Here is a 24,129-nt window from a genome sequence, read left to right as displayed (position 1 = left end):
TACTCTCCGGTTACGGCATTTTTTTAAGGGTGAAGGTTGCCTGGATATCATCCCCGGCTGGCAAACTGACACTCCACGGCTTACCTGGCATGTTATACATTCTGGTAGTGAAGGCTTTACGATTATCAATATAGAAAACCGCAATAGAGTTTTCATAAATGATTTTGAGATCAACTTTTTCACCTAGCGGAATATCTATCCAGGATTCGGCCTGAGATTTATTAATACTGCTTAATGCTGTATTGAAAAAATATATTTTATTTTTCTTTTTATTAAAAACAACATTGGGATAAGCAGCACCAATATTTTTATCATTAACACCGAAACTCATGATCATGCCATCAGAGGGCAGCATCACGGTACCGGTTATTACACCGTTTTCAGGTAATGGTGCATAAACATCTGATTTTATTTTTCCAAAGCTAAAACTGCTTTCGAGAGTTTCAATACTTTTTAATATATCAATACTTCCTTGAGTCGTATCAATTTTACTTTCCATTTCCTGAGGTATCACACTTTTTAGCTGGCCATTTTTTTCAGCAACCAGTTCATGGACAACCAAGTTTCCAGCCCAGTCAATATTACCTTTATCGCTATTACCCGATTTTGTTGGCACCCATCCAAACATGAACAGCCGATCATCTTTTAAGGTCATTTTCCCCGCATAGAAACCTGCGCTGTCGACTGCATAATCATCCAGTTTGTGCCATGGGCCTTCGGGCTTATCCGCTACTCGGTACTGGGTTAAACGCAGTGGCCATTGGTCGCTAAAAGTCAGGTACCAGCGTCCATTAAAATAAACCAATGTCGGGCATTCTAAATTAGAGTCCGGCGCCACCGTATCGTTATCAAAAAAGATCCCTTTATCCTGCCAGTGCTTAAGATCTTTAGAGGTATAGCGAGCAATAACACCACGTCCATTACTGCGTGTCGTTATCAGCATCCAGTATTCCTGATGCTCCGGGATCCAGACAACATGGGGGTCTCTGAAATCATTACCACGATAGTTTTTACCGGGCAAGATGGTATCTTCAGGATGTTTAGTCCAGTTAAGTTTGTCTTTACTGGTCGCATGCATAACGGATTCTACTGGGAAAACATTTTGATTATGCGCCGTATACCAGGCATGCCAGGTATCCCCGATTTTCATAACCGACCCAGTCCCTATTAACAGCTCCGGGTCATCAACATCATTAACATAAGGAATAACTTCAGAGTGATTCTTATAGTCATATAAATCACTGCTCGACAGAAGGTGGATAGCATGAACCCCTAAGTCACTCCCACCGCGAATGTCATTAAGATAAAAAACGTTGAATTCCCCCTGATCGTAATTTGGCATCGGATCACCAATAAAGGAACCTTCAACCTTAGGGAAAAAGCTTTTAACTGTTGTTATTTTTTTATTTTCTAATGTCTCTTTACCCATTTGAGCATAAGCCGCATGGTTGAAAACACATGAGCTTAATGCCACTAATAAAATATTATAAATTATTCTTTTCATATTATTTCCTTAGTCTAGAAATTATAAACGACACCGACAATAGTAAACGGACTCCAGTAAGATCCTTTTTGAGCCCAGTCGCCATCTTCCTTACCAAAAGAGGCTTTAAATTCACCATACAGTCTTAAATCGTCAATAATAGGATAACTGAGTGTTCCACCTATATATTTATACCGGCTATCATAAAAGAGAACACTTGCATCACTGGCATTAGTTGTTTTTTTCTGACCAATACCGACATAGATCGATGATAATAGTGGATACCAGTTACGCCATAGACCAATGCTTGTTTTCCATTCCTGTTCAACAATATCCCCCCAGTTAGCCCTTTCCTGACGTTTATAGGAATAGAAAGGACGGAGATAGACCCCCATATCAGGATTAACCAGATATTGTAAAACAGGCTCTGTCTCAAAAATATGTTGAGATAAATCATTATTCCCTGGCTGACTATTCTGTGGTTGTTCTTCACCAAAGAGATAACCCGCAATACTCCATTTGTTGGACAACCTCATATCCTGCCAAAGTTTCAGGCGATATTTCCAACGTTTTGTCCCGGTTTCAGAGCCAGCCATAAACTCGGTTCCGATATTTCCACGCCATGTTTCAAAAATATGTCCGACAAATATTTCATTGATAGTGTTTGAACCACCATAATGCTGGTTACTGAAGTTTCCTTTATAATTATCTTCCCGGGCATTATAGAACCCAAAATACCAGTTTGGCATTTCATCATGGCGCAGAAATGCTTGTATTGTCGCCAGCTTAAACTTACCATTGTTTTTAGTATTATCACTGCGACGGCTATCATCAATTTCTATCTGAGAACCAATATTACCATGCAGCCCTCCTGCCTCCATGTTATTACCGATTCGATCCCAGTGAACCGGGAGCTCATTTTGTCTGAGGCGCAGCACACTAACCTGATTTTCAGCTTCAGGATTATCCTGTGGTGTTTTTAAAGTGGCGGACGCAGAAGAGGCACTCAACACATCACCATGGTTCTGAATCTTTGTCTCCTGAGGCTGGCTTTGAGCCACCGGAACCGCATTCTGCGGTATCGCTGATGTCGTATCAGTCTTTACCGTGTTTTTAGGTGCACTCACCTTATCCTCATTATCAAAATAACTTTGATAATGTCGGGTATAGGCTGAACTATCACTGTATGCAAAAGAAGAAAAAACAGAGACAGATAAAACAAAAAGAATTTTTTTCTTTTTATATTTACTCATTTTTTGTTTATTCAAACATAAAATATCAGAATAACCCGGTATTCTATTCATATTATAGCTCTCATCAAAGGTGCGTAACCGCACCTATTAATTTATATGTTAACCATACATGTAGCTAATTACTGGCGAGGTAATTATTTTATATTCCAGTACTCACCATCAGTCAGCACTGCCCGGCCATGATTAGCAAATACAGACAGGCTTTTTTGTTGATCATCAGGATAGATACGGCTACTCATGCTGTACTCCCCGTGATTAACAAATACCTCTACCGAAGAACGATCGATAAATATTTGTAAGAATAATGAATTTGTATCAGCAAGAGGAATACTCCTCACCCCTTGAATATTAAAATCAGGGTAGCTTCGCTCAAGACATAAACGATTAGACTGACTGTCTACATAAATATTCAAGCCCGTTGCCAGTGAAAGGCCATATCGTTCAGCATTTGAAGCAGCCATATCCCAAGTCAATTGAAGCTCAATCGCATCTGAATGAGGCACAATAACTTTTCTTTCACTGTTTAATTCTGTCATACCAATATTATGATTATCTGCTCGCAACGATGCCAGTTCAGATATTGGTTTACTTAACAGATGGTTATTTTTGCCCAGAACAAGTTCACGCGGTACCGACAATAACCCAGACCAGCCATCATGCTGCTCTGGCATGGCTGATTCCCACATATTAAGCCAGCCGAGAACAATACGTCGTCCATCAGGCGAGTGAAGGCTTTGGGGAGCATAAAAATCATGCCCATGATCCATTTCTTTAAAATCATTATTGTGGACAAACGGCTGGCCTGGAGCCCAGTCACCAACAAGGTAACCACTCTGAAAAAGATTACGATTTTTATAACCGTCAGCCTCGATCCCCTGAGGTGAGAACATCAGAACGTACTTATCACCTAATTTGAAAAAATCCGGGCATTCCCACATGTAGCCCATACCCGGTTCAGATTGTGCAAGGATCCCTTCATCTTGCCATTGGTACAAATCTGATGAACGATAGAGTCGAACCTGACCACAATCACCAATACGAGCACCAACAACCATATACCAGCTGTCACCCTCTCTCCAGACCTTAGGATCACGGAAATGGTGCAGACCCGGTGGGGTGTCAATGATTATCCCTTTACGTTCAAAAGTTATACCATCCTGACTTCTGGCCATGCATTGTACTTGGTACATTGCATCATCCGTTGTCGCATCACCTTCAAATTTATGCCCGGTATAGATAAGTGCCAGGGTATCACCGTCGACGACGGCAGAACCAGAAAAACAGCCATCTTTATCCTCAGGGCCTTCAGGCGCGAGAGCAACCGGTAATGGTTCCCAATGAACTAAGTCTTTACTACGAACATGGCCCCAGTGCATAGGCCCCCACTGGGTCGAATAGGGGTGAAATTGATAAAAGGCATGATACCATCCATCAAACCAGACCAGGCCGTTAGGATCATTTATCCAACCTGCCTGAGCTGCAATATGGAAGACGGGATACCATCTCTTATTAACACTATGTTTGTTTTTATCTACGGCTATTTCTGCCTGTTGTAATAATGAGGTCATCTACATATTCCTGATAGAGTTATACGGGATTCGTTTGCACAGCAGGTTGTTCAGAAGACGTTTTACTGGAGCGCAAAAGAAATATTGAAATAAACGTCGTGGTAAACACCATCAGCCCCATCATGATATAGGACTGGGCGAAACCGAATGTTTCATAGCTCCATCCCGCAACAGGTGATAGCAATGTACCGATTATTGAACTGGTACAGGCAAAACCAACTAAATAAAGCGTTGAGGATAAACGTTTATCAAAGTTTAAATTATTATATTTAAAAATAGATATCAGAAGTACAGGCAGCTCAACCGCATGCAGTAATTTAGTGATAGAAATAAGTAATGGGCCTTCAACTAAACCAGAAGCGAGAATACGTATCGCCATCACCATACCTGCAAAAATTAATCCATTCTTCGCCCCAATTCGGTTAACGAACCATGGAGCACAGAACATACCCGCAGCCTCCAGGAACACCTGAAATGAATTCAGGTAACCAAACATTGCATTACCCTCTTTCAGAGTCGGAAATTGTGAAGAAAAATAGACCGGAAACTGTTGGTCATAGACACCGTAAATGCAGGTCCCGATGAAGAAAAAGACCAGCGCCCAGAAACGAGGAAGTGTTAGCAGGCATAAGGCATCTTCAATCGATATTTTACTGTGTTCTGTATTTAAAGATGTCGCATCAGCTGAATAGGTAACATTCAGTCTTGATAATAGAAAGAAAAATATTAGCCCGGAGACTGAGGCCGCATAGAAATTTAAGTGGGGATCAATATTAAATAAAACCCCGGCAAAGAATGTTGCGGCAGCCCAACCAAGTGAACCCCACATTCTTGCGCGCCCAAATTCAAAATTACTGTTCCGTGCTGCACGTTCTGTATAGGTTTCTAATACACCAATACCACCATTAAAGGTGAGACCAATGAATAAACCGCCAAAAATACTGCCCAGCAGAATACTTATCTTAAGAAGATAGCCAAAAAGTAAGTAGGCCGGGCCAGAAAGTACCAGGAGTATTGCAACAAACCAGAGCAGGTTTTTACGCAACCCTAATTTATCCTGAATATATCCATAAAAAATTTGTGCAAAAAAGGCAGATATCGACAATACGGAAAAAATAATCCCGGTATCTGTAGGCTTAAGTCCAATTTCCTGACTTAACCAAATTGATAGCAAAGAACTGGATGAAGACCATGTTACAAAGAAAAAAAACAGAAGTGCACTTAACGTTAAATAAGCATATGAAGCACGTTCCTTTTTCATGTCATAACACCCTTGGAGTTGTTTTTTTTCTGAGTTAACGTTAACTTTTTTGTGTGGTCATCTGTTTCTTGATTTTTTTTAGATGTTAATCATAAAAGTTAACGTTAACATCCTGGTATTGTGATCTGTGTCAAATTATTACGGTAAAAATTTTTAGTCCTGATTCTGGGGGTGTTATTAAGTGCCTGTCCCGGCAAGTATGCATCATCACCGTCCATTTGGCTCAGTACGGCACAAAGGAAACCATGGCGGGCATGCCACTACATGTGAACATTATCGCGATTAAATAATACCTTACGTATTCAGAACATAAATAAGGGGTACCTGGATGTCGTCTCTGAAAGCTGTCGCCAAACTGGCTAATGTCTCTCTGATGACTGTTTCCCGCGCAATTAATACACCAGAGAAACTCAATCCTGAGACCTTAATCCAGGTACAATCGGCAATTAAACAGCTTAATTACGTTCCAAACATCTCAGCATTAAAGATAAGAGGCGCCAGGGCTACACCCAACTCTATTGGTGTTTTAGCATTGGACACTGTAACCACTCCCTTTTCAGTGGATATTACGCTGGCAATTGAAGAAACGGCACGGGCTCAAGGCTGGCATAGTTTTGTCATCAATATGCTTGAGCATGATGACCCTGAAGCGATGACTAACTTACTGTTATCCTACCGACCTTCGGGAATCATCTATACCACAATGGGGTTACGCAAAGTTAAGGTGCCGACTAAATTACTCAATCATCCTTGTGTGCTGGCTAACTGTGAAAGTGATGATGTGCAACTACCCAGCTTTATTCCGGACGATAATCAGGGGCAGTATGATGCGGTCCGGGCACTCCTCAAGGCCGGGTATAAAAAACCGCTCTGTTTACACCTCCCCCATGAGCGAATAGCCAGTAGTCGACGCAGGAAAGGCCTTGAACAGGCATTCTATGATTCGGGAATAAACCCGGATACACTGATGCATATTTATATGGAAGATGGTGATAATCACTATCTGGATATACCTGAAATAATAGTTAAAAATATTATCGCAGGGAAACCCACTTTTGATTCCGTCATTTGTGGTAACGACCGCATTGCTTTTATAGTTTATCAAGTATTGTTATCAAACAATATAAAAATACCTGGTGATGTGGCCGTGATGGGGTATGATAATATGGTGGGTGTTGGTGATTTATTTATTCCAGCATTGTCTACCGTACAGCTACCACATTATGAAATCGGACGCCTCAGTGCGCTTCATATCATCGACGCTGAAAAACATAAAGAAACAATAAAGATCAAAAGCAATTATTTAGCCCGTGACTCTTTATGAGTGCACTGCTTTATACTTCATTGCAATTAACTTACTTATCAAAGAGAGAAAAATATACCCCCCTGTTTTAAATCAGTCATAGCAAATTAATTACCCCATCGGTTAAAAACACCCCCGTTAACATCACCCGCAATCACTCACGCATCAGCGTTTTATGGTAGATATATTCTATAGGCTATTAATACTGTATCACTATCATCATGACTATAAGTCACTATAGTTGAACCAATCTGCTTAATATGTCTACTTAACATTCATGGTAAATAAATGAACCCATCATATAAATTATATAGTCTCTTTGTCGGGTTAGCAGTGACAATAATGATAACATGTGACACTTTAGTTTATAAAGTGTTTGATATATATCAATTTAAAATAACAGCCAGTGGTATGATATTCTCTCTTTACTTTCTTATTTCAACTATTATCTCTGAAGTTTATGGCTACCGCCTGGCGGTGAGATCAATCTGGATTATGGTTTTTTGTCAGAGTATTTACGTTGTTTTGCTCTATCTCTGTGCTACCACTCAGACAGATATATACCCACTATCTATACATTACTATGCTTTATATTATGATTTCTGGCGGGTGATGGTTGGTACATGGACATCGGTTCCTGTATCATATTTCATCAATAGCTTTATAATCTCAAAAATGAAAGTTTACTTTGAAGGTAAGTGGTTCTTAATACGTTATCTGTTAGCCTCAATGATCACTCAGGCGGTTTTACTCCTGACGTCTTACCCTATCAGCCTGTCAGGGAAGTACAGTTTTTATCAGCTGTTCAATGTCATTGCAACGACCTGGTCATATAAGGTGTTGATATCAATAATACTTATCCCTATTGCACTTTGGCTGGTAGTCGTTGTGAAACGAATTGAAAAGACGGATCATTATGACTGGAACGAATCATATAACCCTATAAAATCATTTAATATAAGAAAGTGAGGTTCTCACTCATGCGGTTTTTTATATTTACAACCCCACTACGTTCTGTTCTCTGAAAATAGCGTTGTGATCATAAAATCAATAAATACGCGTAGTTTTGGCGACAGATATTTACTTGATGGCCATAATATTCGGAAAGTCCCCTGGTGCTCAATGTACTCCTCAAGTACAGGGATTAATTCACCACGCATAATGGCTTCCCGTGTCATGAAATTTGGCAGACATGCAATGCCCAGGCCTGCCACCGCCACATCCATCAGGGCAGTGGATGTATTGCAGACCATTGAGACTGGAAGCGGCTGTTCTGGAATACCTGCAACAGGCTTAAGAGGCCAGGGTTCTAACTTACCGGTACTGGGAAATTTGTGTTGTAAACACATATGGTGAGATAACTCGCCGGGAATCTTGGGTACACCATACTTTTCCAGGTAGTCTGGTGATGCAACCAGTTGTAACTGGTAGTTTCCTGCAGGGCGGGATATAAGGCGTGAATCAGTAGGTTCTCCGGTACGGATCACCACATCAAAACCTTCCTCAATAACATCCACCAGCCTGTCCGTAAAATCGATATCGAGTTCAATAGCCGGGTACTGACGCATAAAAGTAATCAATGCGGGCATAACGAGCATCCCGACTAGCGGAAGACTAATACGCAGACGCCCCTTAGGTAACTGCTTAATTTCGGACAACTCAAGTTCAGCAGCTTCGACTTCATTCAGGATACGCCGACAACGCTCAAGGAATAGTTCACCTTCTGTTGTTAATCTGATGGTGCGAGTGCTGCGATGAAACAGACTCACCCCCAGGCGCTCTTCAAGCCGGGATATACTTTTCCCGACTGTCGATGAAGACACCCCCAAATTGCGCCCGGCCTCTGAGAAACTGCGAGTAACCGCGGCTTGTACGAAAAAAGCAATGCTGTTGAGAGAGTCCATTTTTTCTCTTATTTAAGAATATTTGTCTTAAATGTTCTGAATACTAGCATTCTTGTCTCACTTTAGAAATGCCTTCACCATGAGTCTCTATACTCAATTTGTGCCAGTTTCGTGCCATTTTTGCCCGTAATTAGCACTCAGAAGGCAGAATTATGTCAAATTCAGTAAGTACGTTCAGCCATACATCCCAACATCCGACCTTACCCGTTACCTCACTACTGGCACTGGCCTTGGCTGGTTTTATTACCATTTTGACAGAAGCTTTGCCGGCAGGTTTATTACCCCAAATCAGCGCCGATTTTGGGGTTTCGGAATCCTTAGCCGGGCAGCTTGTGACTATCTATGCCATTGGCTCACTCGTGGCCGCTATCCCACTGACGGCGATTACCCGGGGTTTACGCCGCCGCCCCCTTTTATTGACAACCCTGGCGGGATTCGTTCTTGCTAACAGCGTTACCACCTTTTCAGAGAGTTACCTCCTGACGATGACTGCGCGGTTTCTTGCTGGGGTATCCGCTGGATTACTATGGGCACTGCTCGCCGGTTATGCTGCGCGAATGGTACCAGAGCACCAAAAGGGCAAGGCCATTGCCATCGCCATGGTAGGAACACCACTGGCCCTGGCATTTGGTGTACCCATTGGAACCTTTCTGAGCCACTGGGTTGGCTGGCGTACATGCTTTGGTATCATGAGTACACTGGCATTAGCCCTTATGGTATGGGTACAAACTCAACTTCCTGATTTTCAAGGGCAGTCAGCCAGTCAGCAATTGCCATTAAGGCGCGTATTTACCCTTGCAGGTATCCGATCAGTACTGTTTGTGGTGTTTGCTTTCGTGCTGGCACACAATATTCTCTACACTTATATTGCCCCTTTCCTGACAGCCATCGGTATGATTGAACGGACGGGGTTAATACTTCTCATATTCGGTATTACCTCACTGCTGGGAATCTGGATCGTCGGTGTATTAGTTGATCAACATCTGCGTGTATTAACACTGGTCAGCACTGCTTTATTTAGTCTGTCAGCGATTATGCTCGGGATCGTCAGCAATGAATCAGCCATCGTCTATGCTGCTGTAACTATTTGGGGGCTAGCTTTCGGTGGGGCGGCAACACTATTCCAGACTGCGATAGCTAAAACAGCGGGTGACGCCTCCGATGTGGCGCAGTCAATGCTGGTCACCGTCTGGAATATTGCTATTGCCGGTGGCGGAATTATGGGCGGGGTACTATTGGATTGGTTTGGTACCACGTCTTTCTCACCCGTATTATTAATACTATTAAGTATCACCATGATTGCCGTCTGGCGTGCCAGTAAAAAAGGATTCTGTCGATAATCCGCCTCTCTGCAAGACTCAAACGATAACCTCAAAATAGTCAGTTAAAACTGGTATGAAAAGTGCATTAGTTCTATTTTTGTCGCTAATACAAGGGTATTTACACTATGCAACTGTCAACCATAGCGGGTGTTATCACAGCAGCCTGTTTACTTTTATCTTCTCAGTCCCTGCTGGCTTCCGATACAAAACCCGGCGTAACTATCTACGCCACTGGTGGCACTATCGCGGGAAAAGCTGAATCTGATACGGCCACTACCGGATACAAAGCGGGCGCAATAGGCGTACAGGATCTGGTAAGTGCTGTGCCCGCGATTGCTAATGTGGCAACAGTACAGAGTGAACAAATCGCGAATACTGCCAGCGGTAATATCAATCAGGCTATTTTGCTGAAACTGTCTAAAGCAATTAACCAGCAACTAAAAAACCCGGATACGCATGGTGCAGTCGTGACGCACGGTACTGATACGTTAGAGGAAACCGCATTCTTCCTGGACTTGACAGTAAAAAGTGATAAACCGGTCGTGGTCGTTGGTGCAATGCGTCCTGCCACCGCTATCAGCGCTGATGGCCCAATGAATCTGTTGGAAGCCGTTACACTGGCTGCCAGTCCCAGAGCGGACAAACGTGGCGTAATGGTATTACTTAACGACCGCATAGGCTCCGCCTTCTACACCACCAAAACCAATGCGACTGCACTGGATACCTTCAAAGCTAACGAGCAAGGATATTTGGGTGCATTTTACGCTGGCAAGCCGTATTTTTTCTATCAGCCTGCACTCCCGGAAAACAAACCGTCCTTTGATGTCAGTGACAAAACTACCCTGCCGAAGGTGGACATTCTGTACAGCTATCAAGATCAAGATAGCGATTTTCTGAGCACCGCCATTGAACATGGAGCCAAGGGTATCGTTATCGCTGGTAGTGGTAATGGCGCAACCTCATCGGGTGTTAAGGAAGAAATCAGAAAGGCAATGGCGAAAGGTATCCCCGTCGTGTTAAGTACGCGTACAGGTAATGGCTACGTCACGGCTAAAACCAAGGAAGATGGTATCGGCAGTGGTGTTTATAACCCGCAGAAAGCACGTATTCTGTTATCACTGGCACTGGCCGACGGCGATAACATGGAAAAAATCCGCAGCTATTTTGAAGAGTAACATCCCCTTCTCACCTGCACTGTCTATGTGCAGGTGAGGCAATTCAGTGCATGACATGGAACCAGGCTTCCCATAACGGGCTTAATAGGGCGGTTTACCACGCAACCTGACCACGTCCTTCTTGCGTCAGACAAACAGTATGGTCTATGAGTAGCATTGCTGTTATTTGGCCATAAAAAAGTCCAGTCTGCTTTTTAAGGCGCATAACTGGACTTCCTGATGCTACAACTTCTGCTGATTTTTGCTAAAAATCTTATTCCACAGTCACGGACTTCGCCAGGTTACGTGGCTGATCAACATCCGTACCCTTGATCAAAGCAACATGGTAAGAAAGCAATTGCAAAGGCACTGTATAGAAAATAGGTGCAATCACCTCTTCAACATGCGGCATCTCAATAATATGCATGTTATCACTGCTGGTAAAACCTGCGTCACGGTCAGCAAAGACATACAGTTCACCCCCACGGGCACGTACCTCTTCGATGTTAGATTTGAGTTTCTCCAGTAGCTCATTATTCGGTGCAACCACAATGACCGGCATATCAGCATCGATCAGTGCCAGTGGGCCATGTTTCAGCTCACCCGCAGCATAGGCTTCTGCATGAATATAAGAGATCTCTTTAAGTTTCAGAGCCCCTTCCATTGCAATTGGGTACTGATCACCTCGCCCAAGGAACAGAGCATGATGCTTGTCAGAGAAGTGCTCCGCCAGTGCTTCAATACGTTTATCCTGGGAAAGCATTTGGTCAATACGGCTAGGCAGGGCCTGCAAGCCATGCACAATATCGTGCTCAATAGACTCATCCACACCTTTCAGACGGCCCAGTTTAGCCACCAGCATCAACAATACAGTCAACTGGGTGGTAAAGGCTTTCGTTGAGGCAACACCGATTTCAGTACCCGCATTCGTCATTATTGCAAGGTCTGATTCCCGAACCAGTGAAGAGCCTGCAACGTTACAAACCGCCAGCGAACCCAGATACCCCAGCTCTTTTGCCAGACGTAAGGCTGCGAGAGTATCCGCGGTTTCACCAGACTGGGAGAGGGTAATAATCAGGCTATTACGGCGTACAGCAGACTTGCGATAGCGAAATTCAGAGGCGATTTCAACGTCGCAAGGAATGCCAGCCAGTGACTCAAACCAGTAACGTGACACCATGCCGGAGTTATACGAGGTTCCACAGGCAACAATCTGAATATGTTCAACCTGGGACAGGAGTTCATTGGCTTTTGGGCCCAATTCACTCAGATCAACCTGCCCGTGGCTAATACGCCCGGACAAGGTCTGTTTGATAGCATTTGGCTGTTCGTAAATCTCTTTCTGCATGTAATGACGGTAAATACCTTTATCACCGGCATCATACTGCAAATTAGACTCAATATCCGGGCGCTGAATTTCGTCACCCTGACTATTAAATAGGGTTACATGGCGACGTGTCACCTCGGCAATATCTCCCTCTTCAAGGAAGATAAAACGGCGGGTTACTGGCAGTAATGCGAGCTGATCAGAGGCAATAAAGTTTTCGCCAACCCCTAAACCGATAACCATCGGGCTACCTGAGCGTGCGGCTAACAAGATGCCTGGGTCACGTGAGTCCATAATCACTGTGCCATAAGCACCACGTAATTGTGGAATAGTCCGTAAAACAGCTTCACGCAAAGTACCGCCCTGCTCCAGCTCCCAGTGAACTAAGTGAGCAATAACCTCGGTATCTGTTTCTGATACAAACACATAGCCACGTTTTTTTAATATTTCACGTAAGGGTTCATAGTTTTCAATAATACCATTGTGAACCACCGCGATAGGACCCGATACATGAGGGTGTGCATTCGCTTCAGAGGGTTCACCATGTGTCGCCCAACGGGTATGCGCGATCCCAGTACCACCATGCAGGGCAGTGTCTTCTGCTGCTTCTGCAAGCTTCTGTACTTTACCCACACGACGTAAACGTGTCATATGCCCTGCGTCATCGACCACAGCAAGACCTGCTGAGTCATATCCACGGTATTCCAGACGACGAAGACCTTCGATCAAAATTTCTGAAATATCACGTTGCGCTACTGCGCCAACAATTCCACACATAAGTTGTAAGTCCTGAGAATGACGTTTCCGTCATAGGTTGTCGCTGACCTGATTATTCCGGTTTATTCCGGAGCCCCGAGCCTTGTAGAGAGTGGGGTTATTATGTATTTACTACTAACGGAACGGGCTATTTTCGAGAATAGCCTTCATTCCTGCCTCTTGCCCAAAGGGCAAGAGGCACATGCCGTTCATCATTCATATTACAGGGAGTCATTTTGCTCCCCTTTAAGCAACCAGAACAATAGCGGGCATGAAAACAATTATTTCTTTTTCACTGGGCGCTGCCAGTCACGGTTCTGGCTCTGTTTTACCCGACTGATAACCAGCCCAGGTTCATAAACATCACGCGTAACCGTGGTTCCTGCAGCAATAGTCACCCCACTTGCCACATTTACCGGGGCAACAAGCTGGGTATCTGACCCAACAAAGACATCATCACCAATCACGGTTTTATGTTTATTAGCCCCATCGTAATTACAGGTAATGGTTCCGGCGCCAATGTTGACGTTATCGCCAATTTCAGCATCTCCCAGGTAGCTCAAATGTCCTGCCTTGGAGCCTTTACCGAGACGCGCTTTTTTCATCTCGACGAAGTTCCCCACATGAGCCCCTTCTGCCAGTTCACTGCCTGGACGCAGACGAGCAAATGGGCCAATAGTGCATGATGCTTCTAGTGTGGCATCTTCAATGACGGTATAGGGGCTGATTTCGCAGTCATCGCCGATGACTGCATTCTTAATTACACAGCCGGTACCAATCTTCACTCGGTTCCCCAGAGTCACGTGACCTTCGATAATGACATTGGTGTCAATCTCAACGTCTCGCCCATGGGTCAATTCACCACGCAGATCAAAACGGGCTGCATCACGGAGCATAACCCCTGCCAGTAGTAATTTTTCTGCCTGCTCATGCTGATAAATACGCTCCAGTCGAGCCAATTGAAGACGGTTATTAACCCCTTCCATTTCACTTAATCGCTGCGGGTGTACTGTCGCAATTTCACGCCCTTCCTTGTGGGCTATGGCAATAATATCCGTAATATAAAACTCGCCTTGAGCATTATTATTATCAAGAAGGCTTAACCAGCGTTTCATATCCTCGCCACCAGCAACCAAAATACCGGTATTAATCTCGGTGATTTTACGCTGTTCATCGCTGGCATCTTTTTGTTCGACAATACCAACCACCTGGCCGTTTTCACGAGCAATACGCCCATAACCCGTCGGGTCATCGAGCACTGCTGTCAGTAACGCAATACCACCTGCCGGTTTGATTTCATGCAAACGCTGGAGTGTTTCAACAGCAATCAGTGGCACGTCACCGTAAAGCATCATGATATCTTCATCATCCGCAAAGAAAGGTGCCGCCATTTGCATAGCATGACCCGTGCCCAACTGCTCTGCCTGCAATACCCAGTTCAATGACTCGTCGCTCAGAGTTTGTTTTAACAGGTATCCACCATGGCCATACACCAGGTTCACATGTTGTGCCCCCAGTTTTTTTGCCGCATCAATCACATGCTGCACCATAGGTTTCCCGGCCAAAGTATGAAGTACTTTAGGAAGGTCAGAATACATGCGGGTTCCTTTGCCTGCGGCAAGAATAACCACGCTCATTGCACTGTTTGCCATACGTGTCCTGAATCTGTTGTGTGAAAGAAGTAAAGCGATTTAGCTTTGAAAATTCTACATATTTTGCACTGAAAAATGTAGAACCAGAAAATACCTAATCAACGCACTATTTAGCCCTGTTATGGCAATATTTCCCCCAATAACGAGTATTACAAGTGCAATACATGATTAAAAACGAACCTAAAAAAAACTATCAATATGAATTACTTATTATTTTTTAAGTCGAAATAAAGATAGTCAGCCATTTTTATTGGATCATTTTTGAATGTTAATAGCTCAGTATCGGGCAAAAAATAGGCCTGCGCCAGTCATTGCCCACCAGGGCGTATTACAATGTAGCGGGGAAGGTTGCCCAAGAGGGGCAGACTGGCCCTACGCATGACGCAAGAGCCAGGGGTAAGTGTGCATTCGCGGTTACAGGTCTCTGAGAGTTTCCCCTGGATAACGGAGGAAGACCGAACTTATTTTATCGGCCACACTTCAGGGAAGAGGGGGGATACAAGCGGCTCACCATCCTGTAACGTCAGCTCCGGGAAAGGGGGTGATGTCACACCGCCACGGTCAGCAAAGGTCGCATCATCGCCAACCCAGCGAGCGGAAAAGACCCGGCGCGAGTTTGCAGTATGATTTCCTCTGGCACCATGCAATGTACGAAAATGAAAAGCAACAGCATCCCCAGGTTCCAGAGCCCAGTTCACAATATCGTATTTATCCTGATGGCCATCAATATCCGGCATGTCTTTGAAACGCTTATGCTGATAAAGCTGAGTCCCGTTGAATCGGGTCGGACTAAATTCATCATTCCACAGGTGAGACCCCCGAATGCAGCGCAGGGAGATGTCTTCTGAAACCGGGTCGAGTGGGATCCAAAAACTGACATTTTGTTGCCCATGAACGCAATAATAAGGCTGGTCATGATGCCAGGGGGTTATGGTGCTGCCTCCCGCTTGCTTGACCAGTACATGATCATGGAAGAACTTGGCGGTTTGAGACTTCATCAGGGCGGCGGCAATTTCTGCCGCAGGGGACTGGAACACAAACGCTTCAAATTCCGGGATCCGCGACCAGTTACAATAATCCTGAAAAAATGGTGCTGAACCATCTTTCGGGATAACAGTGCGGGCATGACCATACTGGCTGGGATTTGCCATCAGCGTACTAACGCCACTCGCAAGCGAGTCGATCCAGGGGGTAAATACCCCTTTAAGTAACACAACGCCCTCTGCCTGCCAGGTATTTATCGTATCGAGCTCAACCCTTGGATGTTGATGATTCTGCATTATTTACCCCCTGAATAGATATCGTTAAGACCTGTCTATGCCACCACCCGCATCGGTTCCCCGGAACGAAAAGCCCGCGCATTTTCAGCTAGTTGATGTATAACCCCCTGTCGCGCCGCGCGACTGCTCCAGGCAACATGTGGGGTAATAAGAAGATGTGGAATATCACCTTGTAATAAAGGGTGATCAGCCGGAGGGGGTTCATTGCTCAAAACATCAAGACCCGCCCCTGCTATTTGACCGTTCTGTAATACCTCAGCCAGTGCCCGTTCATCAATAATTGCCCCTCGGGCAACATTGATGATAAAGGCCTCTTTTTTCATCAGTGCCAGACGCTGATAATTCAGCAAATGGCGGGTGTCTTCCGTCAGAGGGCAATGAAGAGACAAGACATCCACCAGGGGAAGCAGGGTATCCAGCTCAGTACGATCATCACTGGAACTCCGCCCTGGCAATGTGGCAATCATCACCCGCATCCCAAAAGCGGCCCCTATCTGGGCCATACGCTGACCAGAAGCCCCATACCCGACAATACCCAAGGTTTTGCCGGCCAGTTGGATCAGGGGAAAATGAGGCAAGCAGAATGAGGCCGCCTGCTGCCATGCTCCTGACAGCACCAGCGTATGGTAATTCACTGTGTTATTCGTTAACGCCAGCAGTAATGAAAACGCATGCTGTGCCAGGGACCAGGTGGCATAATCACGACAATGACATACCCTAACCCCATGTTCTCTGGCAGCCGCCAAATCAATCTGATCCGTTCCTGTTGCCGCCACCAGCACTAGCTTCAGGGAGGGAACAGCAGCAAAAATCTGCGCATCAATAGCAACGTCACTGACAATAGCGGCATCCGCTCCCTGTAATCTGTCAGCTATCCGGGAATATTCACTGTGTGGATAGCGCTCAATATGGGTAAAAATCCCGTCCAGAGACTGAGTATCAAGATCTTCGGTATACAGGCTGTCATAATCTAAAAATACGGCTTTAAAGGTCTCATTGACGCCATTCATGACACGCCCTCCTGGGGGAAAGACATCCAGTGACAAAGATTTTCCAGCATTTTCATACAGCGATTAATTTGTTCTATTTCAATATATTCGTCCGCTTTATGCCCTTGATCCATGCTTCCAGGGCCACAGATAAGCGTCGCAATACCCGCCTCATTAAATAATCCCCCTTCAGTGCCAAAAGCGACGGTAGTAAAGTTCTCACTACCACACCACTGGGCCAGCCATTGGGAAAAGTCAGACTGAGGGTCGCTCAGTAATCCTGGATAATGACTCAGGGTTTGAAACTGGATATTGCTCTGCTGGGCAATCTGCTGCATTTCAGGCAGAAGCTGATGATGGGCATATTCTGTCAGGGCCCGGGTTACCTCATACGGATTTGACTGAGGCAGATAGCGGATTTCAAAATCAAAGCTACAGTACTGAGGGACGATATTAAGAGCGCTGCCCCCTTTGATAGTGCCAACCTGAACCGTGCTAAAGGCAGGGTAAAAACGCAAGTCCCGCTCAGTGGCAAAGGCATTACCCAATTCCTCAAGTCGAGTCATCAGTTTGGTGGCATAGCGAATCCCATTAACGCCTTCCGGGGCATAGGCAGAGTGACAGGCATGCCCCTCAATCAGGCAGCGTACGGCCAGTTTCCCTTTATGTCCGTACACTGGAGACATCTCTGTAGGCTCACCAATAATGCACAATGCGGGTTTTTCCGGGGATGCCTGCAGGTAGTCCACCATACTGCGAACCCCCAGGCAGCCAACCTCTTCATCATAGGAGAAGGCTAAATGCAGTGGCATGCGCAGTGGGGCGTTTAAAAAGGTATCCAGTGATGCCAGTACACAGGCCAAAAAACCTTTCATATCAGCACTACCGCGCCCATAGTAACGCCCTTCCTGTTCCGTCAACTGGAAAGGCGGCACAGTCCACGACTGACCATCTACCGGGACGGTATCCGTATGACCGGAAAGCATGACGCCCCCTGCGCCGCCGGGTCCAATGCGGGCATACAAGTTTGCTTTGGCCCCATTTTTTTCATAAAAAAGATGGGGAGTGATACCTCGATCAGTTAAAAAATGGCTGATCATCTCGATCAGGGCCAAATTTGATTCCCGGCTCGTTGTATCAAATGCAAGTAACTGAGCCAGCATTGAAGCAGCGCTGTCACTCATCACCCGGGACTCCATAAGAAGGTGCTTCTCGTGGATCCAGAGCACGAATGAGATAGGCATTCATCTGTGGCTCATAGTCCAGCCAGAGGGTCTCCAGTGCCGTGACAGGGTTGGTTTCAGCCCAGTCAATACGCAAGTCGACAATTGGCCAGTCATAATCTTCAACCACTTTCACCGCGGCAGAATGGAGTGGGCCTGCCTCTCCGCCAGCACTTACGCCAGCCTGTAAGGCCGCTATCAGACGGGCAGCTAACTCACCTTCTGTGGTTTCAAAGCAGTCCACCATTGCCGCAATAACGTCGGGATTAGCCAGCATATTGCCCGCGGCGACACAGTCAGTTCCTTCCACCACTTGTCCTATACCCAGGGTGTACTCACCACTAAAAGCTGACGTTTCTCCACTGGCGCTGATAACGGTAATTTGCCGGTATTCGCTGAAGCGGTCTTCACCTAATGCCCGTTTCATCGCCTGCTCTGGCGATAATCCTGACTCCAGCCCAGCAAGAGTCTGTCCCCCTAAGGAGGGCAGGGTAATATTCTGGCTGGAAACCGCACCAACTCCGGCATGCAACCAAGGACAACGAGCCCCGACAGCAATACTGGATGATGCTATCGCAACCCCCAGCTGTCCTGACTCAGGGCATAATGCTGAAATAGATATCGTCACAGAGCCTCCTTAGCATCCCAGTCGTCAGGAATGACAGCAATAACATCAATTTCCATCAACCACTCGGGTTGTGCCAGGGCAGAAACCACAATCCCGGTTGAAATAGGAAAGACCCCTTTTAACCACTTACCCACTTCCTGATAGACGGGTTCCCTGTAACGCGGGTCGATAATATAGGTGGTGGTTTTAACCACATGAGTGAGATCACTCCCTGATTCCAATAACAGCTGCTTTAGGTTCTTCATAGCCTGTTCAGCCTGGGCCCGAGGATCACCTAACCCCACTAAGTTACCTTCAAAATCAGTCCCTACCTGACCACGGACATAGACCGTATTCCCTGCACGTACCGCCTGGCAAAGGTCATTGTCGAGTGCCTGATTAGGATAGGTCTCTTTGGTATTAAACATCCGAATACGAGTATGTGTTGGCATGATCCAGTCCTTAAAATAGAGGCGTGTTAGCAAGAAGGTTGGTACTGCTGATACTGGTACTGAATCGCGATTTGATCGGCGATGTATTTCGCGTCATGCCAGACTCCCCAAATAAAAGTGGAGCCACGGCGAGATAACCAAGGCAGGCCAAGAAAATAGACACCAGGCTCTGTTGAAATACCACGCTGGTGCTGGGGTTTACCCTGTGGGGTAAAGGCGTTTACTTTTAACCAGCTGTAGTCTGTGCTATAGCCCGTGGCCCAGATAATGGTAGTAATCCCTGCGGCGGCTAAATCAAGACTATGTAGAGGATCTGTGACACAAGCAGGATCAGCTAAAAATTGGCGAGCTTCTGGCTCTTCGGGCAATGACAGGCCGTTACGGGCAATATAATCATCAGCCGCATCAAGAAGAGCCAGATAAGAGGCATCCCCACGTTGCAGATTTTCTGCTAAATCCTGCTGAAAAAAGGCCCGTTCACCTTCAAATTTCTGGGTTTGCCCGACCAGGGTGATCCCCTGGTGTGCCAGTTGACGGAAATCTACCGTGTGACCACCACGAGCACCGCTAACAGCAATAGTGACATGCTCTTTACCCGGCTCAGTGGCAGAAGCATCCCACAAGCCCAACACCCCCAGCCACCAACAGAAATCACGCTGACGATAGTTGCGTGGCGGGCGGTCATGTGCCCCAACAGAAAGCCAGACAGCTTTGCCTGCACGCTGTAACTCATCAGCAATCTGCACGCCTGAAGAACCGGCCCCAACCACCAATACTCCCCCCTCTGGCAATTGCTGTGGGTTACGATACTGCGCGGAGTGTATCTGCAGTAACCCTGAGCTTGCAGGAGCGATAGCCGGGATGACCGGGCGCTGGAAGGGCCCTGTTGAAGCGACAATACGACGCGCTTCGATAACACCTTGTGAGGTTTCGATACGAAATCCCGGACGGCCGGATAACCGCTCTGCACTCAGTACTTCTACCCCTGTTTTAATCGGTGCATCAAAAGATTTTGCGTAAGCAGCAAAATAATCAGCAACCTGCTCCTTAGGGATAAAACTGTCGCCATCACTGTTTGGGAAAGTCATATGAGGAAATCGGTCATGCCATGCCGGGCCATTAGCCACCAGCGAATCCCAGCGTCCAGATCGCCATGCTTGGGCGATAGCGTGCTTTTCCAGCACTAAATGCGGTATACCATGCTGGGTAAGGTGTTCGCTCATTGCGACACCCGCTTGTCCCGCGCCAACTACTAAGGTATCGATTTCTGTTATTTGCTCTGTCATCTAAGTGTCCTTCAAGCACGGTTACCCGACTTAATTAGCCGGAATTGACAGAACCCAGATTAGGTAACTGAGATACAATTTTAAAATATTATAAATTCATCATCTGGATAGAATTTTATGAGCCTCATAAATCAGAAAAAATAACCCCATAAAAAAATAAATTTTATTTACTGTATTAAGAATGAGTTAATTCAACATGGCTACAATATTCGATGAACATTTGTGCCGGTAATGTTGGTTCATTATTGGCAAGATACGCCATAATTAATGTTGAAGATGGCATATCATCCTCAATATCAAGTTGAACGACTTTTTTACCGTCGTAGGTAATATCTGATTGAGGGCGGGTAACTAATACTGAAAATCCTAATCCTTGTCCCACCATGCAACGAACCATTTCAATAGATGGGGAACTATAAACTATCTCAGGGTGATAACCCTTTTCTTTAAAAATTGCAGTGAAATAATTTTTACTCGGTACGGCATCAAGCAAAATCATTGGTTCGCGACTGAGCTCCTGTAACGTCACGCTACTTTTTTGTGCCAATGGGTGGCTGGCCGGTAACAAAGCATAGGGTTTATGTGGAGCACTCAGGGGCTGTTTATTGATGGAGTGCCCTAACTCAAGATCATAGACGAGCGCCAGGTCAAAACGCCCCCGATGCAAACCATGCATCAGTTCATGTTGCTCACCATCGTACAAATGAAAAGTAATTTCCGGGTAGAGCTTTTTAAAACCAGCCACCAGTTTCGGCATATACAAAGGGGCGACAGATTCAAAACATCCTACTGAAATTTCACCAGAAACGATCTCTTTATCTGCAGAGGCATTCTGCTCAAACTCATAGGAAAGGCGCAGTAATTCTTTGGCTTTTTCATAGAATCGACGTCCGCCTGTTGTTAAAGAGACACCTTGAGCATGGTGGCGGATAAACAGCTGTTGATCGAAAGTCATCTCAAGATTTTTGATAGCAATAGAGATAGAGGGTTGAGCAATATGTAGCTGTCTGGAAGCATCAGAGATGCTTTCAGTTTCTACTACGGTAACAAAGTATTTAAGCTGTTTCAGTGTGAATCTGTTCATAGCATCACCATGGTTAACAAAGCATTATAACGAGGATATTTATCTCCTCTGGGGGGAGTCATGTGACGGATAACCGTGTGACGCAGAGCAGTGTTGCAAGAAAAATGCCATTTCCTTTAACAAGTGATAAACACATCCAGTGTTTTCACTTAACAGCTTTAGATAACGAAAATTTAAAAGAATAGATACTCGGCAGACTGGTTGTCACGCCATCAAATAGAATCTGAGGCATCTTCATTCTGTTAGTTTTATGCATTACGAAACCAGTGAATTAAAAATGCACCAAGAAATAACACACTGCACCGTATTAATCAGAATGGCGCACCATTATTGAGCAAACAAAAATCACATAAAAAAAAAGATTCATTATTATTTTTAACATCAGGTAAGAAAACTCAGCTAAATTCACCAATAATCTCTTTAAATAACTGGCAGTTAACAAGTCTGTATAGTTTTTTTAAACTTAAAGGCCAAAAAATTAATAATTGCCTCAGATAGAAAATAGTCAGCATAGTGGTATTGCAAGAAGAGTTACCGCGATCTCTGCTGATTATTACTCTGGGTCGCTTTATTTACCGTTAATTATGGCGAGTACAAAAACCATGACGTTTAACTGGAACTATCTGTTTAGCCTGTTCAGCGATAGCGATTTCTGGCTGGCCACCTGGACGGTTATTAAATTAAGTATCTTGACATGGGTATTAAGCATTATTTTTGGCTTCATACTCGCCCTGGCGAAACAATCACCACGCGCATGGTTTAATATTCCTGCTCGCTTCTATATTTGGTTATTCCGTAGTTTACCCTTACTGGTATTACTTATTTTTGTCTATAACCTGCCGCAAGCTTTTCCTGGTTCAGGTTCAATACTGAATGACCCGTTTTTGGCGGGGTTACTGGCCATGGTATTAAGTGAAACGGCCTATGTGGCAGAGATTCACCGGGGAGGATTACTGTCTATTCCCAAGGGACAAATAGAAGCCGCACGCGCTCTGGGGCTAGGTTATGCAGGAATTCAGTGGAAGATTATTATTCCCCAGGCTCTGCGAGTCTCCCTCCCTGCCCTGACCAATGAATTTATCGCCATTGTAAAACTGAGCTCTTTGGTGTCGGTTATCTCCCTGACGGAGATCTTAATGGTAGGTCAGCGCCTGTACTCACAAAACTTCCTGGTTATGGAAACCATGGCTGGAGTAGCTTTTTACTACATCCTGGTCGTGACGGTATTCGATTTTCTGCTGAAACGACTGGAAAAATATCTTGATGTTACTCAACGAAAAATTACCCGTACCGTCGATACTGAAATGCAGCAACTGGCTCAAATGCCGTTGCCAGCCAGTACTCGCACAGTAAGTAATACCAATGAACTCGCACTGGAAGCCTCGAAACTACATAAAGCCTATAACAATGTCGAAGTACTGGGGGCGGTAGATTTAAAGGTAAAACGTGGGGAAGTCATTTCAGTCATTGGGCCTTCTGGTTCCGGCAAAACCACGCTTATTCGTCTGCTTAATGGCCTGGAACAAATCGACAACGGCGAAATAAAAATTGATGGTCAGCCGTTTATTCATCTCGATCGTCAAGGACAGCAGAAACCACGCTTTATTGAAAATAACCAACATCGACTGAATATCGGTATGGTGTTTCAGGGCTTCAACCTATTCCCCCATCTGACGGTGATGGGAAATATGCTGCTGGCTCCGCGTTATCACCGTTTAGCCTCAGAGGCAGAGCTAAAACAACAAGCCTGCATTTTACTGAACAAGGTTGGCATGCTCGACCATGTGTTTAAGTATCCCCATCAACTATCCGGTGGGCAACAACAGCGTGTCGCTATTGCCCGCGCGCTGATGAATCGGCCTCAAATTATGCTGTTTGATGAGCCAACTTCGGCCCTCGATCCGGAAAAAGTTAATGAAGTACTACAGGTCATTGAATCACTGGCTGATGAAGGGATCACAATGATCATTGTGACGCACGAAATGAATTTCGCTTTCAAAGTGTCAGACCGAATTGTCTTTATGGAAAAAGGACGTGTGGTTTGCGATGACACACCTCAAATCTTACGTGAAGGGCATCATCCTCGTGTTGAAGCCTTCCTGAAAGATGTTTCTCTGGTGTAGTTATTTTCTCTGAGGGGATACCAGTGGGTCACTAATCCCAGAGGCATCTTCCTCAAAAGCCCCCCGGGCACCCTGTTTTACTCAGCAAGCCGGTCGCGATAG

19 protein-coding genes are annotated in these 24,129 nt (G+C 45.2%); 5 read left to right on the top strand and 14 right to left on the bottom strand.

Annotated features, from left to right (window positions below; all coding sequences use genetic code 11):
- Nucleotides 1–10: 10 nt before the first annotated feature.
- The 4 genes from JK154_RS06660 to JK154_RS06645 all read right to left on the bottom strand — a co-directional run bounded on the left by JK154_RS06660 (nt 11) and on the right by JK154_RS06645 (nt 5,565).
- Nucleotides 11–1,504 carry a glycoside hydrolase family 32 protein gene (locus JK154_RS06660; protein WP_211991742.1) on the bottom strand — a complete coding sequence of 498 codons (1,494 nt, stop codon included), beginning with the start codon at nt 1,502–1,504 and terminating at the stop codon, nt 11–13.
- Nucleotides 1,505–1,518: 14 nt separating this feature from the next.
- A complete protein-coding gene (locus JK154_RS06655; protein ID WP_349291098.1) occupies nt 1,519–2,610 on the bottom strand; it encodes an OmpG porin family protein in 1,092 nt (363 codons plus the stop codon).
- 260 nt (nt 2,611–2,870) lie between these two features.
- Nucleotides 2,871–4,304: a glycoside hydrolase family 32 protein gene (locus JK154_RS06650; RefSeq protein ID WP_211991740.1), complete on the bottom strand. Its 1,434-nt coding sequence runs from the start codon at nt 4,302–4,304 to the stop codon at nt 2,871–2,873.
- Nucleotides 4,305–4,323: 19 nt separating this feature from the next.
- A complete protein-coding gene (locus JK154_RS06645) occupies nt 4,324–5,565 on the bottom strand; it encodes an oligosaccharide MFS transporter (protein WP_211991739.1) in 1,242 nt (413 codons plus the stop codon).
- 328 nt (nt 5,566–5,893) lie between these two features.
- Here JK154_RS06645 and JK154_RS06640 point away from each other — a divergent pair, with 328 nt between their 5' ends.
- Complete coding sequence (locus JK154_RS06640; protein ID WP_211991738.1) at nt 5,894–6,889, top strand: LacI family DNA-binding transcriptional regulator; 996 nt, start codon at nt 5,894–5,896, stop codon at nt 6,887–6,889.
- Between the two features lie 267 nt (nt 6,890–7,156).
- Entirely contained in the window at nt 7,157–7,837 is a 681-nt protein-coding gene (locus JK154_RS06635) for a VUT family protein (RefSeq protein ID WP_211991737.1), read from the top strand.
- A 38-nt stretch (nt 7,838–7,875) separates the two neighbouring features.
- Here the strand turns inward: JK154_RS06635 and JK154_RS06630 are convergent, their stop codons facing one another.
- Nucleotides 7,876–8,772, bottom strand: coding sequence for a LysR substrate-binding domain-containing protein (locus tag JK154_RS06630; RefSeq protein ID WP_211991736.1), 897 nt, complete (start codon nt 8,770–8,772; stop codon nt 7,876–7,878).
- 152 nt (nt 8,773–8,924) lie between these two features.
- Between JK154_RS06630 and JK154_RS06625 the strand changes: the two genes are divergently transcribed.
- The gene (locus JK154_RS06625; protein ID WP_211991735.1) at nt 8,925–10,112 is read left to right on the top strand and encodes an MFS transporter; all 1,188 of its coding nucleotides are present in this window, start codon (nt 8,925–8,927) and stop codon (nt 10,110–10,112) included.
- A 107-nt stretch (nt 10,113–10,219) separates the two neighbouring features.
- A complete protein-coding gene (locus JK154_RS06620) occupies nt 10,220–11,269 on the top strand; it encodes a type II asparaginase (protein WP_211991734.1) in 1,050 nt (349 codons plus the stop codon).
- 253 nt (nt 11,270–11,522) lie between these two features.
- Here the strand turns inward: JK154_RS06620 and glmS are convergent, their stop codons facing one another.
- From glmS to JK154_RS06575, 9 genes are all read right to left on the bottom strand, one after another.
- Nucleotides 11,523–13,352, bottom strand: a complete 1,830-nt coding sequence (gene glmS, locus JK154_RS06615) for a glutamine--fructose-6-phosphate transaminase (isomerizing) (protein ID WP_211991733.1) — start codon at nt 13,350–13,352, stop codon at nt 11,523–11,525.
- Nucleotides 13,353–13,612: 260 nt separating this feature from the next.
- Nucleotides 13,613–14,983 carry a bifunctional UDP-N-acetylglucosamine diphosphorylase/glucosamine-1-phosphate N-acetyltransferase GlmU gene (gene glmU, locus JK154_RS06610; RefSeq protein ID WP_211991732.1) on the bottom strand — a complete coding sequence of 457 codons (1,371 nt, stop codon included), beginning with the start codon at nt 14,981–14,983 and terminating at the stop codon, nt 13,613–13,615.
- 461 nt (nt 14,984–15,444) lie between these two features.
- Nucleotides 15,445–16,263: a phytanoyl-CoA dioxygenase family protein gene (locus JK154_RS06605; RefSeq protein ID WP_211991731.1), complete on the bottom strand. Its 819-nt coding sequence runs from the start codon at nt 16,261–16,263 to the stop codon at nt 15,445–15,447.
- 35 nt (nt 16,264–16,298) lie between these two features.
- On the bottom strand, nt 16,299–17,273 hold the full coding sequence (locus JK154_RS06600; RefSeq protein WP_211991730.1) for an NAD(P)-dependent oxidoreductase: 975 nt from the start codon (nt 17,271–17,273) through the stop codon (nt 16,299–16,301).
- Nucleotides 17,270–18,436: an acetylornithine deacetylase gene (argE, locus tag JK154_RS06595; RefSeq protein WP_211991729.1), complete on the bottom strand. Its 1,167-nt coding sequence runs from the start codon at nt 18,434–18,436 to the stop codon at nt 17,270–17,272. The genes JK154_RS06600 and argE overlap by 4 nt, the downstream gene beginning before the upstream one ends.
- On the bottom strand, nt 18,429–19,103 hold the full coding sequence (locus tag JK154_RS06590; protein ID WP_211991728.1) for a DUF1028 domain-containing protein: 675 nt from the start codon (nt 19,101–19,103) through the stop codon (nt 18,429–18,431). Before JK154_RS06590 ends, argE begins: the two co-directional genes overlap by 8 nt.
- The gene (locus JK154_RS06585) at nt 19,100–19,534 is read right to left on the bottom strand and encodes a RidA family protein (RefSeq protein WP_211991727.1); all 435 of its coding nucleotides are present in this window, start codon (nt 19,532–19,534) and stop codon (nt 19,100–19,102) included. The genes JK154_RS06590 and JK154_RS06585 overlap by 4 nt, the downstream gene beginning before the upstream one ends.
- 26 nt (nt 19,535–19,560) lie before the next feature.
- Nucleotides 19,561–20,820, bottom strand: coding sequence for an NAD(P)/FAD-dependent oxidoreductase (locus JK154_RS06580; protein ID WP_211991726.1), 1,260 nt, complete (start codon nt 20,818–20,820; stop codon nt 19,561–19,563).
- 175 nt (nt 20,821–20,995) lie between these two features.
- Complete coding sequence (locus JK154_RS06575; RefSeq protein WP_211991725.1) at nt 20,996–21,904, bottom strand: LysR family transcriptional regulator; 909 nt, start codon at nt 21,902–21,904, stop codon at nt 20,996–20,998.
- 602 nt (nt 21,905–22,506) lie between these two features.
- Here JK154_RS06575 and JK154_RS06570 point away from each other — a divergent pair.
- Nucleotides 22,507–24,027 carry an amino acid ABC transporter permease/ATP-binding protein gene (locus JK154_RS06570; RefSeq protein ID WP_211991975.1) on the top strand — a complete coding sequence of 507 codons (1,521 nt, stop codon included), beginning with the start codon at nt 22,507–22,509 and terminating at the stop codon, nt 24,025–24,027.
- The last annotated feature ends 102 nt before the right edge of the window (nt 24,028–24,129 follow it).

Source organism: Citrobacter sp. JGM124 (genome assembly GCF_018257795.1).
Taxonomy (GTDB): Bacteria; Pseudomonadota; Gammaproteobacteria; order Enterobacterales; family Enterobacteriaceae; genus JGM124.
The sequence above is the reverse complement of the archived record's forward strand: the minus strand, read 5'-3'. Positions and strand labels throughout refer to the sequence as shown.